Source organism: Streptomyces sp. ITFR-6, from assembly GCF_031844725.1.
Classification (GTDB): Bacteria; Actinomycetota; Actinomycetes; order Streptomycetales; family Streptomycetaceae; genus Streptomyces.
Map to the genome: position 1 here is coordinate 1,530,008 of NZ_CP134612.1, position 13,014 is coordinate 1,543,021.

10 protein-coding genes and 2 pseudogenes are annotated in these 13,014 nt (G+C 73.4%); 3 read left to right on the top strand and 9 right to left on the bottom strand.

What is annotated here, in order from left to right:
* The first annotated feature begins 5 nt into the window (after positions 1-5).
* On the top strand, positions 6-1,022 hold the full coding sequence (locus RLT59_RS06620; protein WP_311302529.1) for an aldo/keto reductase: 1,017 nt from the start codon (positions 6-8) through the stop codon (positions 1,020-1,022).
* A 21-nt stretch (positions 1,023-1,043) separates the two neighbouring features.
* Here RLT59_RS06620 and RLT59_RS06625 read toward each other — a convergent pair whose 3' ends face one another.
* Both RLT59_RS06625 and RLT59_RS06630 read right to left on the bottom strand, forming a co-directional pair.
* On the bottom strand, positions 1,044-2,174 hold the full coding sequence (locus RLT59_RS06625) for a M24 family metallopeptidase (RefSeq protein WP_311302530.1): 1,131 nt from the start codon (positions 2,172-2,174) through the stop codon (positions 1,044-1,046).
* Between the two features lie 92 nt (positions 2,175-2,266).
* Positions 2,267-2,901, bottom strand: a pseudogene (locus tag RLT59_RS06630) (nucleoside/nucleotide kinase family protein).
* Between the two features lie 68 nt (positions 2,902-2,969).
* On the opposite strand from RLT59_RS06630, the gene RLT59_RS06635 reads away from it, so the two are divergent.
* Entirely contained in the window at positions 2,970-3,356 is a 387-nt protein-coding gene (locus RLT59_RS06635) for a VOC family protein (protein ID WP_311302531.1), read from the top strand.
* 15 nt (positions 3,357-3,371) lie between these two features.
* On the opposite strand, the gene RLT59_RS06640 is transcribed toward RLT59_RS06635, so the two are convergent.
* Positions 3,372-4,031, bottom strand: coding sequence for a LuxR C-terminal-related transcriptional regulator (locus RLT59_RS06640; RefSeq protein WP_311302532.1), 660 nt, complete (start codon positions 4,029-4,031; stop codon positions 3,372-3,374).
* An 11-nt stretch (positions 4,032-4,042) separates the two neighbouring features.
* Positions 4,043-5,227 carry a sensor histidine kinase gene (locus RLT59_RS06645; RefSeq protein WP_311307634.1) on the bottom strand — a complete coding sequence of 395 codons (1,185 nt, stop codon included), beginning with the start codon at positions 5,225-5,227 and terminating at the stop codon, positions 4,043-4,045.
* A gap of 11 nt (positions 5,228-5,238) precedes the next feature.
* Between RLT59_RS06645 and RLT59_RS06650 the strand changes: the two genes are divergently transcribed.
* On the top strand, positions 5,239-6,378 hold the full coding sequence (locus tag RLT59_RS06650; RefSeq protein ID WP_311302533.1) for an ABC transporter permease: 1,140 nt from the start codon (positions 5,239-5,241) through the stop codon (positions 6,376-6,378).
* A gap of 116 nt (positions 6,379-6,494) precedes the next feature.
* Here RLT59_RS06650 and RLT59_RS06655 read toward each other — a convergent pair whose 3' ends face one another.
* The 5 genes and pseudogenes from RLT59_RS06655 to RLT59_RS06675 form a co-directional block, all read right to left on the bottom strand.
* Positions 6,495-7,421: a LysR family transcriptional regulator gene (locus RLT59_RS06655; protein ID WP_311302534.1), complete on the bottom strand. Its 927-nt coding sequence runs from the start codon at positions 7,419-7,421 to the stop codon at positions 6,495-6,497.
* A 43-nt stretch (positions 7,422-7,464) separates the two neighbouring features.
* Positions 7,465-8,658, bottom strand: coding sequence for a glycine C-acetyltransferase (locus RLT59_RS06660; RefSeq protein ID WP_311302535.1), 1,194 nt, complete (start codon positions 8,656-8,658; stop codon positions 7,465-7,467).
* A gap of 38 nt (positions 8,659-8,696) precedes the next feature.
* Complete coding sequence (tdh, locus tag RLT59_RS06665) at positions 8,697-9,725, bottom strand: L-threonine 3-dehydrogenase (protein WP_311302536.1); 1,029 nt, start codon at positions 9,723-9,725, stop codon at positions 8,697-8,699.
* 287 nt (positions 9,726-10,012) lie between these two features.
* Positions 10,013-10,829, bottom strand: a pseudogene (locus tag RLT59_RS06670) (alpha/beta fold hydrolase).
* A gap of 70 nt (positions 10,830-10,899) precedes the next feature.
* Positions 10,900-13,014, bottom strand: a complete 2,115-nt coding sequence (locus tag RLT59_RS06675; protein WP_311302537.1) for a bifunctional serine/threonine-protein kinase/ABC transporter substrate-binding protein — start codon at positions 13,012-13,014, stop codon at positions 10,900-10,902.

Consider the following 13,014-nt stretch of genomic DNA (forward strand, 5'->3'; position numbering starts at 1 on the left):
CCTTTATGAAGCAGCGATTTCTCGGCCGGTCCGGGCTACGTGTCAGCGAACTCTGCCTGGGCACCATGACCTTCGGCCAGGACACCGACGAAGCGGACGCCCACCGGGTGCTCAATGCCTTCACCGAGGCGGGCGGCACCTTCATCGACACCGCCGACGTGTACCAGCAGGGCGTCTCGGAGGAGATCGTGGGCCGCTGGCTGAAGAGCCGGCGCCGTGACGACCTGGTCGTCGCCACCAAGGTGTTCGGCACGATGGGCGAGTCGCCGAACGCGGGCGGGCTCAGCCGCAAGCACATCATCTCGGCGGTCGAGGCGAGCCTGCGTCGGCTCGGCACGAACCACATCGACCTCTACCAGACGCACGTGTGGGACGCGACGACACCGGTCGAGGAGACCCTGTCCACGCTCGACACCCTGGTGAGGTCGGGGAAGGTGCGCTACCTCGGCGCAAGCAATGTCTCCGCCTCGCAGCTCCAGCGCGCCCAGGACCTGGCCGCCCGCAACGGCTGGGAGCGCTACATCGGCCTCCAGCCCCTCTACAACCTCCTCGCCCGCGAGGTGGAGTGGGAGCTGGCGCCGGTGAGCGAGGCGGAGGGGGTCGGCATCATCCCGTGGAGCCCGCTCCAGGGCGGCTGGCTGACCGGGAAGTACCGGCGCGGCATGAGCGAGGCCGCACCGGGCACCCGGGAGGCGCGCTACCAGCGGGAGCTGGGGCGCGAGGCCTGGCGGGAGCGGGACAACGACGAGACCTGGCGGGTCGTCGAGGCCGTCGTCGCCGTCGCGGAGGAGACCGGGCGCACCCCGGCGCAGGTGTCCCTGCGCTGGCTACTCGGTCGGCCCGCCGTGGCCGCGCCCATCATCGGGGTGCGGACCGTCGAGCAACTCGCCGATAACCTGGGCGCGGCGGGCTGGGAACTGACGCCGGAACAAACGGTCCGGCTCGACGAGGCGAGTGCCCGTCCGCTGCCGTACCCGTACGACGTGCTGCACCGGTTCCGCGACCGCGAGCCGCAGGGCTGACCTGCCGGGGCCCGGTGACCGCTACTCGACGATCGCCAGTTCGCGGGCGGTGGAGTTGAGGCGGCGCCCGCCGTCCTCCGTGACGGTCACGATGTCCTCGATCCGGACACCGAAGCGGCCCGGCAGATAGACGCCGGGCTCCACGGAGAAGCACATGCCGGGGACGAGCCGCTGCTCCTCGCCCTCGATCATGTACGGGGGTTCGTGGGTGGTGACGCCGATGCCGTGGCCCGCGCGGTGGATGAAGCGGTCTCCGTAGCCGAACTCGGTGATGACGGCTCGGGCGGCCCGGTCGATGTCCTGGCAGGCGGCGCCGGGCCGCACCGCGTCGCAGCCGGCCGCCTGCGCCTCCCGCACGATGTCGTGGACCCGCTGCTCCTCCGGCGTGGGCCCGCCGACGTGGACCGTACGGGAGGTGTCGGAGCCGTAGCCGTGCTTGAGGCCGCCGAAGTCGAGCACGACCATGTCGCCGTGCTCGATGGTGCGGTCCCCCGCCTCGTGGTGCGGGTTGGCGCCGTTGGGCCCGGAGCCGACCACGGTGAAGTCGACCTGGGAGTGCCCGTACTCGGTGAGCAGCCGGGCCAGGTCCGCGGCGACCTCGGTCTCCCTGCGGCCGGAGAAGCGGACCTTGAGGATCTCCTCGTACGTGGCGTCGGCGGCGGCCCCGGCGGCGGCGAGCCGGTCCAGCTCCGCGGCGTCCTTCACGGCGCGCAGCATCGGCAGCGCCTCGGTGAGGGAGGCGTACGAGGTGCCGGGCAGCAGCTGCTGGAGGCCGAGCAGATGTATCGCCCAGGCGTTGTCACTGATCCCGAACCGCCCGTTCGCGTCGAGCAGCGGCGCCGTCACGGCGTACGGGTCCTTGCCGTCGGTCCAGTCCCGCAGCGTCAGGGCGGGCGCGCCGGCGCACTTCTCCGCGTCGGGCGCCTCCAGTGTCGGTACGACCAGGACGGGGTCCTGCCCAGCCGCGAGGACGAGGAGGGTGAGGCGTTCGGTGTCCGCGGTGGGCCGGTATCCCGTCAGGTGGACCATGTCGGGTCCGGGTGCGACCAGGACGCCGGCGAGCCCGGCGGCGGCCGCGCTCGCGGCGGCCCGCTCCATCCGGGCCCGGTAGTCGTCGGCGGTGAACGGCGCGGGCTGGTTCGGGCTGGACATGCGGACCTCCTGGCGGCGCGGCACGGCTCCCCGCATCCTGCCGGGTGCGGGGCGCCCGCGCGAGCGGTCAGGGGCGTTGCCGGTGCGGTTCTTCACCTGCTCCCGAGCCGCACGACGGTATCGGCCCGGTCCCGTCCCCGGGCGACGAGCCGGGCGTTCGCCTCGTCGGAGCCGGCGACCCAGCGCTCCGCGTACGGGCGCGGCTTCCCGAACCGCACATGCCGGTCGACGAGCCGGCGCACCCGTACGTCCTGGTCGAGCTCCGGGTACCACGCCTCGTCGAGCGGCCCGCGCACCGGCGCCCAGCCGCCCTCCGTGTGCAGCACAGGTAGTTCCCCTCGGTGATGACGAGGGAGATGTCCGGGCCGACCGGGACGGACCCGGCGACCGGCTCCTCCAGGGCCCGGTCGAAGGCCGGGGCGTACACCACGGTGCCCGGTTCCGGCGCCCGCAGCCGGCGGAGCAGGGCGGCGTACCCGGCGGCGTCGAAGGTGTCGGGCGCGCCCTTGCTGTCCGCCCGGCCGAGCCGTTCCAGTTCCCCCTGGGCGAGGTGGAAACCGTCCATGGGCACGAGCGCGGCGAGCGGCCCGAGGGGGTCGGCCAGCTGTGCGGCCAGGGTGGACTTCCCGGCTCCCGGCGGACCCGCCAGTCCGAGAACACGGCGCTTCCCGGTCAGGGCGAGCCGACGCGCGCGGGCCGTCAGCCCGGTGAGGTCACTGGTCTCCATGGCGGATATTGTCCCGCTACGGGCCCGGCGACCTCCCCTTCCGTCCCACGAGGAATCCGGGGAACCCCATGTCCCACATCGCCCTGGTCACCCTGGTCGTCCGCGACTACGACGAGGCACTCGCCTTCTACACCGATGCCCTCGGCTTCGAGCTGGTGGAGGACACAGACCGGGGTGACGGCTCCCGCTGGGTGGTGGTGCGCCCGCGTGGCACACAGGGCACGGGGCTGCTGCTGGCCCGCGCGAAGGGCGAGGCGCAGGGGGCGAGCGTCGGGGCGCAGACCGGTGGCCGGGTCGGCTTCTTCCTGCACACCGAGGACTTCGCGGCCGACCACGCGCGCATGCTGGCAGCCGGGGTCCGCTTCCTGGAGGAGCCCCGGCACGAGGTCTACGGTTCGGTCGCGGTCTTCGAGGACCTGTACGGCAACCGCTGGGATCTGCTCCAGCCCGCGTGACGCGCCGGAGGCCGTTCAGCGCGTCCCGTTGCCCTCCAGGTAGGCGAGCACGGCGAGGACCCGGCGGTGGACCGTTCCGTCGTCCGGTCCGAGGCCGAGCTTGGCGAAGATCGAGCCGATGTGCTTGCTCACCGCCCGTTCCGTGACGACGAGTTCGGCGGCGATGGTGCCGTTCGCCTTGCCCTGGGCCATCAGTTCCAGGACCTCCCGTTCGCGGGGCGTGAGGCTCAGCAGCGGTGTCGCGGACGCCTTGCGGGTCATCAGCTGGCTGACCACCTCCGGATCGAGCGCGGTGCCGCCGTCCACCACCCGGTCCAGGGCCTGGAGGAACTGGTCGACCCGGCCCACCCGGTCCTTGAGCAGATAGCCGACGCCCTGGGCCCCCTGGGCGAGCAACTCGGCGGCGTAGGTCTCCTCGACGTACTGCGAGAGGACCAGGATCGGCAGGCCGGGGAGTTCCCCACGGGCGGCGACGGCGGCGCGCAGCCCCTCGTCGCGGAAGGTGGGCGGCAGCCGGACATCGAGCACGGCGGCGTCCGGGCGGTGTGCCAGCAGGGCGGGCAGCACCTCGGGCCCGGCCGCGACATCGGCCACCACGTCGTGGCCCGAGCTGGTGAGCAGCAGGATCAGGCCCTCCCGCAACAGGGCGTTGTCCTCCGCGATCACGATCCGCACGGCAGCTCCACTTAGATGTCGGTCGGCCCTCCGATGGGGCTGCTGATGCGGGTGGTGCCGTCCAGGGCGGCGATCCGCCGCCTGATCCCGACCAATCCGCTACCGGCGCCCTCGTCCGCGCCGCCGCGCCCATCGTCCCCGATGGACACGAGCAGCGCTCCGGGGGCCCGGTCGATCCGTACGGTCGCGGCCGTCGCGCCGCTGTGCTTGCTGATGTTGGTGAGCGCCTCCGCCACCACGAAGTAGGCGGCGGCCTCGATCGCCGCGGGGAGCCGCCGTCCGTCCTCGACCCCGTCCAATTCAACCGTCACGGGGATGCCCGCCCCGGCCGCCAACGCCCTGACGGCGCCGCCCAGTCCACGGTCCGTCAGTACCGGTGGATGGATGCCGCGCACGACGTGCCGCAGCTCGGCCAGGGCCGCGTCGACACCGTCCTGGGCCTCCTCCAGGCGCAGCCGGGCGGCGGCCGGGTCCCGGTCCAGGAGCTGTTTGGCCAGCCCGACCCGCATGGACAGGGCGACGATCCTGGCCTGGGCGCCGTCGTGCAGATCGCGTTCGATGCGGCGGAGTTCGGCGCCGTGCGCCTCGACCGCGCCGGCCCGGCTCTCGGTCAGCTGGTCGATGCGCTCGGCCAGCTCCGCGGAGAGCGAGGCCGTCAGCAGGGACCGGGTCCAACTCGCGGACAGGTCCGCCATGACGGGGTGCCAGCGCAGCACCCAGCCGCGCCGCACGGGCGGCGGTGTGCCGTACTCGTCGGCGGTGCGCCGGTCCAGCAGGTGTACGACGGAGAGCGCGATCCCGTCCACCAGCATCCCCACCGGCCACAGCACCATCGTGAGGTAGCCGAGCCCGTTGCCGATGAGGGCCTGGACCGGGAGCCAGAGGGCCTCGCGCCGGTTCGTGGGGTCGCTGAGCACCCGCCTGACCCGCTCGGAGAGTTCACCCCGGTCCAGCGGCAGATAGCGCGTCGGACGGAACGGCACACCGAGGTACGCGGCCGCCCTGCGCCGCTCGGACTCCGCGAACCGGTGCAGCACCTTGGCCGCCTCCGGCAGGGCGGGCAGCCCGATGATCACGGCGCCGAACAACAGGACCGCCACCACCAGGAACGCCCCGACATAGGCGACCAGCGCGACCGGGATGCCGATGAGGAGGTACTGGGAGGCGTGCCACGAACGCCGGACAGCGGCCGTCAGCGGGGATCGCGATGCGCGTCCTCGGCGCCCCGGTCCGGCGGGCGGGCGGGGTCGCCGGATTCCTGGCCGCCCGGACCGCCGCCGCGCACCACCGGCGGCTGGGGGCGGCGCTCACCCCGGTGGTGCTGGTCGTGGCGTTCGTCTGCGTGCAGCTGGCGGCGGGCAGCACGCTGGAGCGGGCCGCCGACCGCCAGGCCTCGGACGCCCTGCGGGCGGACCTGGTGGTGACCGGGCCCGCCGCCGGTATCCCGTCCGAGGTGGCCGACGCGGTGCGCCGGGCCCCCGGGGTCTCCGCCGCGACGGGCCTGCTCCGGTCGTCCGTGGTCCTCGCCCACCGCGAGACCGGCGATCCGAAGCTGGACCGCTACCCGGTCCTGGGCGTCACGGCGGACCAGCTGTCCGGCACGCTCGATGCCCGGTTCACGGCGGGCGATCCGGCCCGGCTCACCGGCCGGGGCACCGTCGCGGTCGGCAGGGACCGGGCCGACGAACTCGGCGCGGGCGTCGGTGACACGGTGCGGCTGCGCCTGGGCGACGGTGCGAAGGTCCGGCTCCGGGTGGTGGCGGTCTACGAACGTTCCCTGGGACTGGGCGAGTTCATGCTCCCGCGCGAGACCCTTGCCGCGCACGTCTCGGCACCGCGCGACCGGCAGATCCTGGTGCGCTCGAAGGACGGCGGCGCGGCTTCGGCCGTACGGCGCGTGCTGGCACCGTACACGGGGCTCGATGTCCGCACGGCGACAGCGGACGACGTACGGATCAGCCCCGCCTCCTCTGAGCAGGACGACGCCCTGATCGTCATCGGTGTCGGCGTGATCGGCGGCTTCGCGCTGCTCGCCGTGGTCAGCACGCTGGCCCTGATCACGGTCGGCCGCCGCCCCGAGTTCCGCCTGCTGCGGCTGGTCGGCGCGGGGCGCGGCCAGCTGCTGCGGATGCGGGTCCTGGAGACGGGCCTGATCACGGTGGCGGGCCTGACCATCGGAACCGCGGTGGCGGCGATCCCCCTGCTCGCGTTCGCCCTGACCGCCACGGGCTCGCTGCCCTACCTCCCGCCGGTCCAGTACGGCGTGCTGGCGCTGACCGTGACACTGGCCGCGGCGGCGGACACGCTGTTGCCGGGGGCGGCGGGCGGTGCGGGCCGGACCGGTTAGGGCGTCTCACGTACACCGGCCCCGCTCCCACGAAACGTCGCCCGGCCCGGGGTGTGACGTCGAGGTGGACGGCGGTGGAGTTACCGGAGATCCACCACGGCCCGGACCCCGGCGCCTCAGCCCGTCCCGCGCCCGAGCCCGACCCCGCCCGCCGCCCCCGCCAGCGCGTCCAGCACCGGGGCGATCAGCGGATGGGCCTCCGCGCCACGGCGTACCGCCGCGAAGACCCGGCGCGTCGGGGCGCTGCCGTGCACCGGGCGGACCACCACGCCGGTCAGGGCCATGCCGCGCAGCGCGGATCTGGGGACCAGGGCCACCCCGGCGTCCGCACCGGCCAGTGCGACCACGGCGTGGAAGTCGTCCGAGGAGTGTTCGAGGGCGGGCTCGAAACCCGCGTACTGGCAGGCCAGGACCACCACGTCGTGGCAGGGGTTGCCCGGGTAGGGGCCGATCCAGGTGTCCTTCGCCAGGTCGGCGATCGCCACCTGCTCCCGGTCCGCCAGCCGGTGCCGCACCGGAAGGACCGCGTCGAACGGCTCCGAGTACAGCGGCACCCGGGTCAGCCGGCGGTCGTCCTCGCCCGGTGCGCCCCGGTACTCGACGGCGACGGCCACATCGACCTGGCGGTCCAGCACCATCGGGACGCTCGCGTCGCCCTCCGCGTCCTGGACCCGGACCCGGATGCCGGGTGCGGACTCGCCGAGGGTGGTGATCGCGGGGGCGAGGACCAGACCGATGCCGGTGGCGAACGCGGCGACCGTGACCGTCCCGGCGTCGCCCGCGCCGTAGGCGGCCAGCTCCGCCTCGGCCCGCTCCAGCTGGGCCAGCACCGCGTTGGTGTGGGTCAGCAGGATCTCCCCGGCCGAGGTGAGCCGGGCTCCCCTTGCGTTGCGCTCGACCAGCCGGTGCCCGGTCTCCTGCTCCAGCGCGGCCAGCTGCTGGGAGACGGCGGAGGGGGTCAGGTAGAGCGCGGCGGCCGCGGCGGTCACCGTGCGGTGATCCGCCACCGCACGCAGAATGCGCAGCCGCCGTGCATCGATCATGTGCCCTATTGTCCCAGGTCGCGAGGGATGCCCCCGCCGGGCCTCACTCCCCCAGCGCTGCCCGCGCGTCGACGAACGCGTCCACCGCACGGTTCACGTCCGCCGTGGAGTGCGCGGCGGACAGCTGGACGCGGATGCGGGCCGCGCCCTGCGGGACGACCGGGTAGGAGAACCCGATCACGTACACACCGCGCTCCAGGAGAAGCTCCGCCATCCGGCCTGCCTTCGCCGCGTCCCCGATCATCACGGGGGCGATGGCGTGGTCGCCGGGCAGGACGTCGAAGCCTTCCGCTGTCATCCGGGTACGGAAGAGCGCGGTGTTGGCGTTGAGCTGCTCACGCAGGTCGCCCGCGGACTCCAGCAGGTCGATGACCTTCAGGGAGGCCGCCGCGATGACCGGGGCGAGCGAGTTGGAGAAGAGGTACGGGCGCGAGCGCTGGCGCAGCAGGGCGACGATCTCGGCGCGGGCGGCCACATAGCCGCCGGAGGCACCGCCGAGCGCCTTGCCGAGGGTCCCCGTGATGATGTCGACGCGGTCCATCACACCGTGCAGCTCGGGCGTGCCGCGCCCGCCGGGGCCGACGAAGCCGACGGCGTGCGAGTCGTCGACCATGACCATGGCGTCGTAGCGCTCCGCCAGGTCACAGATCTCGCGCAGCGGTGCGACGTAGCCGTCCATCGAGAAGACACCGTCGGTGACGATCAGTCGGCGCCGGGCCCCGGACGCCTCCTTGAGCTGCTGCTCCAGGTCGGCCATGTCGCGGTTGGCGTAGCGGAAGCGCTTGGCCTTGCACAGCCGGATGCCGTCGATGATCGAGGCGTGGTTGAGGGCGTCGGAGATGACCGCGTCCTCCGGGCCGAGAACCGTCTCGAAGACGCCGCCGTTGGCGTCGAAGCAGGAGGAGTAGAGGATCGTGTCCTCCTGGCCCAGGAAGGAGGAGAGCCGCTGCTCCAGCTCCTTGTGGACCTCCTGGGTGCCGCAGATGAAGCGGACAGAGGCCATGCCGTAGCCCCAGCGGTCCAAGGCCTGGTGCGCGGCGGCGATCACGTCGGGGTGGTCCGCGAGGCCCAGGTAGTTGTTGGCGCAGAAGTTCAGCACCTCACCGGGGCGGCCACCCGAGGTGACCGCGACGGTGGCGGACTGCGGGGTGCCGATCACGCGCTCGGGCTTGTGCAGCCCGGCGGCCTCGATCTCTTCGAGGGTGGTGCGCATGTCGTCGCGTACGGAGTCGAACATGAGGGGTGTCTCCCGGCTCGGTAGCTGGATACGGGTGGTCAGACGGTCCAGTCGAGGATGACCTTGCCGCCGCGTCCGCTCGCCGCGTCGTCGAAGGCCGCCTCGAAGTCGCGGTAGCCGTAGCGGCCGGTGATCACGGGGGCGAGGTCGAGGCCGCCCTCCAGCAGCACGGACATGGCGTACCAGGTCTCGTACATCTCGCGGCCGTAGATGCCCTTGACCGTGATCATGGAGGTGACGATCCGGGCCCAGTCGACGGCGAACTCCTCCGACGGCAGCCCGAGCATGGCGATGCGGCCGCCGTGCGTCATGTTCGCGATCATGTCGCGCATCGCCTCGGGGCGGCCGGACATCTCCAGGCCGATGTCGAAGCCCTCGCGCAGTCCCAGCTCCCGCTGGCCGTCCGCGATGGTCTGCTCCCCGACGTTGAGCGCGAGGCTGACGCCGACCTTGCGGGCCAGGTCGAGACGGGCCTCGCTGACATCGGTGATCATGACGTTACGGGCTCCGGCGTGCTTGGCGACGGCCGCGGCCATGATGCCGATCGGGCCGGCGCCGGTGATCAGGACGTCCTCACCGACGAGCGGGAACGACAGCGCGGTGTGCACGGCGTTGCCGAACGGGTCGAAGATCGCCGCGACGTCGAGGTCCACGGGGACCCGGTGCACCCATACGTTGGACGCGGGCAGCGCCACGTACTCCGCGAACGCCCCGTCGCGTCCGACGCCGAGCCCGACTGTGGAGCGGCAGAGGTGGCGGCGGCCGGCCAGACAGTTGCGGCACTTGCCGCAGACCAGGTGGCCCTCGCCGCTGACCAGGTCGCCCACCGCGATGTCGACGACGTCCGCGCCGATCGCGGCGACCTCTCCGACGAACTCGTGGCCGAGGACGAGCGGCGTCTTCACCGCCTGCTGCGCCCAGCCGTCGTAGTTGCGGATGTGCAGGTCGGTACCGCAGATGCCGGTACGGAGCACCTTGATGAGTACGTCCGAGGGACCGGTCTCCGGCTCGGGAACGTCCATCAGCCAGAGTCCCGGCTCGGCCTTCTGCTTGACGAGTGCCTTCACGGCTGCGGCTCCCTGTACCTGGTACGGCGTTGAGCTCCCCGGGCAGGGGGCATGCCTGAGGAAGCCTGTGGCCCGGGGAGGAATGGGGGACGGCGTGGCAGCGCGTTACGACCGGCTGCCGCGCACCATCCTGCGCCGTCCCGGAGAAATCTGCCGTACCGCGCGCCCCAGGTCCATCGAGGTTTTCTTAAGCGCGGCCGCAGCTCCGCTTCACGCCCAGGCCGCGCGGGCGGGAAGCGACCTGCTCCATCAGGGGGATTCCGGGGCTCCGGGGCGCCCGGCCGGGGTCACTCCTTCCGCAGGAACTCCCTGATGTGACCGGCGAGACGTCCGGGCTGGTCCTCCGGGATCAGGGTGCGGCTGTCCTCGATCTCCACCAGTTCGCCCCTGGGCAGCAGCTCGGCCAGCCGGCGACCGTGTTCCGGCGGCATCACCCGGTCCTGCGCCGCCCAGGCGACCAGTGCCGGCCGGTCGAAGCTGCGCAGCGCCTCCGCCCAGCCGAGCAGCTCGGCCCTGGGCGGCACCCCGAGGACGTACTTCCGCAGGTCGCGGCGGATCTCCTTCGAGGTCCACAGCGGCCGGAACCAGCCGTCCATCACCTCGTCCGGCACCGGCCTCCTGGTCATCAGGCCCCAGGTCATCGGCAGCCGCCGCATCGGCTTCAGCCTGAGCAGGCCGAAGGCCGCCCGGCATCCTGGCGGAGGCGTACAGGTTCTTGCCGGGCAGGCCGGGCGGGAAGTTGTCGAAGGCCGCGCAGGAGGTGATGACGAGCCTCCCGATCCGCTCGTCCCGGCCGTCCGCCACCAGGGCCTGCGCCCCGCCCCAGTCGCTCATCACCAGGGTGACGTCGGTGAGGTCGAGCGCCTCCAGGAACTCCGCGACCAGCCGTGCGACGCCGAGGACCGACAGATCGGCGTCGGGCTTCATCGGACGGCGGTGGGCGCCGAGCGGCAGTGTCGGGACGATGCAGCGGTGCCCGGTCCGCAGATCCGCGACCACGTGGCGCCAGAGCGTGCCGTCCATCGCGACGCCGTGCAGCAGTACGAGCACCGGACCGTCGCCGCCGGTGTCCTCGTACTCCACGGCCCCGGCGGACAGCTCCAACACGCCTGCGGAAGGCTCCGTTCACCCATCTGGCACCCCTTTCACGGTTTCACGGGACAGCTGCGCACGGTCACCGTACCGATCCGTACAGGCCGAGGAAGCGGGCCCGCCCGTCGTCGATCCGGTAGAGGAAGATGCCCTCCTTGCGCGGGACCAGGTGGCTGCTGTCGAAGGCCAGCCGTCTGGTGATGCCCCGGTATTCGGTGCGGAAGACGCGCTGGGCGATTCCGCCGCGCAGGGAGTCGGTAGCGCTGGTGGTACCGGCGGCCCGCGCGATCAGGCCCACCGCGTCGTAGGCCTCGGCGGCCCAGGTGGCGGGCGGCGCGCCGAACCGTTCGCGGTGCGCGGCGGTGAAGGCCTTGGCGGCGGGCAGGGCGGTGGGGTCGGTGTAGGCCTCCGCGAAGACCCAGCCCTCTGCGGCCCTGCCCGCGGCCCGGAGGAAGCCGGGCGCCAGGACGGGCCCGGTGGACAGGGCGGTTCCGGTGAATCCGGCGGCCGCCAGGTCGGTCGCGCAGCGGGCGCCCCGGGCGGGGGACGTACCCGCGTAGACGACCGCTCCGGCCTTGGCGTCCACCACGGCGCGCGCGGCCTGGGCGAAACTGCCGGTGTCCGCCGCGACGGTGTGCGTGGTGACGGTGATGCGGGACGTCTTTGTGTCCCGGAGCGGGTTGGCAGCCATCCAGCTGCCCTGAGGATCGGCCCGGTCCTCGATGACCACGGCTTTCCTCACGTGCTTGACGTTCGCCATGTGGTCGATCAGTCCGGAGGCGAGCGAGGAGTCGTACGGGCGCAGGACGCACAGGTACTCGGAGTCCGCCGAGTCGGTCGCGTACCGGGCGGCGATGACGACCTGGGTGAGTCGGGCCTTCGCGTAGCGGCTGACCACCGCCGCGGCGGTGACGTCCGCGGTGGGGCCGATGACCGCGAGCACCGCGGGGTCGGCGGCCAGCCGGTCCGCGACGCCGAGGGCGCGGGTGGCGTCCCCCGCGTCGTTCTCGACGCGCAGGCCGAGCCGGAAGGTCTTGTCCGTACGGGAGTTGTGGTCGTCGACGGCGAGCCGGACGCCTCGCTCATGGGCGAGGCCGACGGTCTTGCCCGGTCCTGTGGTGTCCGTGTGCAGTCCGATCGTGTACGTGGGGAGCGCATGCGGCGTCGCTCCCGTACCGCTGCCGCCGAGCCGGGCGGCCAGCCAGGCGGTGGTACCGCCGCCGGTGAGCAGTACCGCACCGGCGGCCCCGGCGGTGAGGACGCGCCGGCGGCTCGGGCGGCCGGGGTCCGGGGCCCGGTCCTCTGCGGGGCGCGCGGGTTCCGGGTCCGGCAGGGCGAGGGCGGCGGCGGAGCGTTCGGCGATCGCGGCGGACAGGCCCGGCACCTCCCAGCCGGTGCCGTCGCCCTTGAGCAGCCGCTCGGCCTCCGCCGCCGTCGGGCGGTCCGCCGGGTCCTTCGCGAGGCAGGCCGTCACCACCGGCAGCAGCGCGGACGGCAGGCCCGCCAGGTCCGGTTGGCCGTGAACGGTGCGGAAGAGCACTCCGGCGGCCGTCCCGTAACCGAACGGGCGCTGCCCGGTCGCCGCGTACGCCAGGACGCAGCCCAGCGAGAACACGTCGCAGGCCGGTCCGAGCGGCCCCGCGGAGGCCTGTTCGGGCGCCAGGTAGCCGGGCGTGCCGATCACCGCGTCGGTCGCGGTGAGCGCGGTGGCGCCCTCGTGGCGGGCGATGCCGAAGTCGATGAGCCGGGGCCCGTCGAGGGCGAGGAGCACGTTGCCGGGTTTCACGTCGCGGTGCAGGAGCCCCGCCTCGTGGACCGCGACGAGGGCCCCGGCGAGGCGGGCGCCGAGGGCCAGGACCGTGGCCTCCGGCAGGGGGCCCTGCTCCCCGACGGCCTCGCCCAGCGAGGGGCCGGGGACGAACGCGGTGGCCAGCCAGGGCTCGCGGGCCTCGGTGTCCGCCCCGGTGACCGGGACCACCCAGGGGCCGGTGATCCGGGCGGCGGCCTCGGCCTCGCGGCGGAACCGGGCGCGGAATCCGGGGTCGGCGGCGTGCTCGGCGCGGATCACCTTCACGGCGGCGAGCGCCCCGCCCGCGGAGCGGGCCAGGTAGACCACACCCATGCCGCCCGCCCCGAGCCGGGCCAGGGTGCGGTACTCGCCGATGGTGCGCGGGTCGTCCGAGGTGAGAGGGCGCAT